The 1,356-nt window shown below is 65.7% G+C and carries 1 protein-coding gene; it reads left to right on the top strand.

Translation table 11 applies throughout. The features are described 5' to 3' along the window. Positions 1–376: 376 nt before the first annotated feature. The gene (locus tag PUR61_RS08330; RefSeq protein WP_329877291.1) at positions 377–763 is read left to right on the top strand and encodes a hypothetical protein; all 387 of its coding nucleotides are present in this window, start codon (positions 377–379) and stop codon (positions 761–763) included. Positions 764–1,356 lie beyond the last annotated feature (593 nt).

The raw sequence follows: 1,356 nt of genomic DNA, 5'->3' as shown, positions 1-1,356 counted from the left end.
GCACGAACTCCTCGGCATGCCCACCGACGAGGCGTCCGTCAACATCACCCGCAGCCGCCTCGGACGCCTCACTCGCCAAGGCTTCCTCACCCAACCCGGACGAGGCCGCTACCAGAAACGGACTTAACGTCCACTGAGAGCAGCCAGTCGGTACCCGCGCGCTCGACGGCATTGCGCAGACGGCCGGCTGCCGCAACGACCAACGGTACTGGCCTCCGCGAGATCCTGCGGCGCACCGAGTGCAAAAAAGATAAATATAAATACAGAATTCTTGGCTTTGATGCACGCCATGAGGAAGCTCCCGGAAATGCGCTGTCGCATCCAGCCTTTAGAGCAATATCGTGATCCCTTTACTCTTTCACGCCAAGGAGCTCCCATGTTCCCTCAGGTCGCGGTCTATCTGCGCTGCTTTCCCAGCGATCCGTCCGGCATGGAATTCCACCGCCGGGCGATGGAAGGGCTCGCTCTGCGGCACGGCCTTCCGGAGCCGCTCGTGTACCTCGATAACGGACGCAGATACCGCGATGGCCTGCCCCAGCTGGAACTGCTCGAACGCGGCATCGCGAAAGGGTGGATCGATCTGCTCTTGGTCCCGGGTCCCTTCGTCTTCGCGCTCGACGACCGGCAGGCCGCGGCCACCGTCGAACGGCTGCGCCTCCTCGGCTGCCGTCTGGTCGAAATCCTGCCCAGGTGGTCCTATCGATACGACGCTCCGGTCGGCAGCCGGGCGGTTTCCCGACCACTATTGAACCTGAGAGCGTGACGTGGAGCTGTCCGCCCGACAGTTGTCGAGTTGTTCGGTTGCCCCCGGGGTCGCCGACGGCGGCCAACCGCGAACTCGCGTCCGCCCGCTTCGTGCGGACCGTGACTGTGGACGGCGCGGTGGTGAGCGTGTGGAAGGGGTTCGGCATCGACGCGCTAATCTCCCCGGCGGTCTGCAGCGCATCCCTGATGAGCACCACGAGGCCGCCACCCTCGACCGGGTCGGTCCCTGGCGCCAGGTCCGCTCGATCGGCCTGCCGGCTCCGGTTGACTGCTGTTCAACTCCTTCAAGGTGTTCGACCAGGTATGCGTGATGACCGGAGGGCAGCCCCGGCACGGCCACGGTGACCGGGTCCGCCTTCATCGACACCCGGTTGTCGAACGACGTGGGTGGCGCCTCTGCCGCCGAGACCACTATCCGGCGCTCCCCGCTGAGGGAGTGTTGTGTGTGGGTCAGGTGTCTCTGATCTCGCCGTGGGCGGTCTCGCGGCCGGTGAGGACGGCGAGTGCGGTGACGGCGCAGCCGGCGATGACGTAGAGGACGACGGGGGTGATGGAGTGGCTGCCGGCGACGAGGGCGGTGGCGATGAAGGG

Source organism: Streptomyces sp. BE20, from assembly GCF_036322525.1.
GTDB lineage: Bacteria > Actinomycetota > Actinomycetes > Streptomycetales > Streptomycetaceae > Kitasatospora.
The sequence above is the reverse complement of the archived record's forward strand: the minus strand, read 5'-3'. Positions and strand labels throughout refer to the sequence as shown.

What these genes read in the sequence shown, in the direction of transcription:
- PUR61_RS08330 (WP_329877291.1), top strand. Translation starts at nt 377, where the DNA reads ATGTTCCCTCAGGTCGCGGTCTATCTGCGCTGCTTTCCCAGCGATCCG.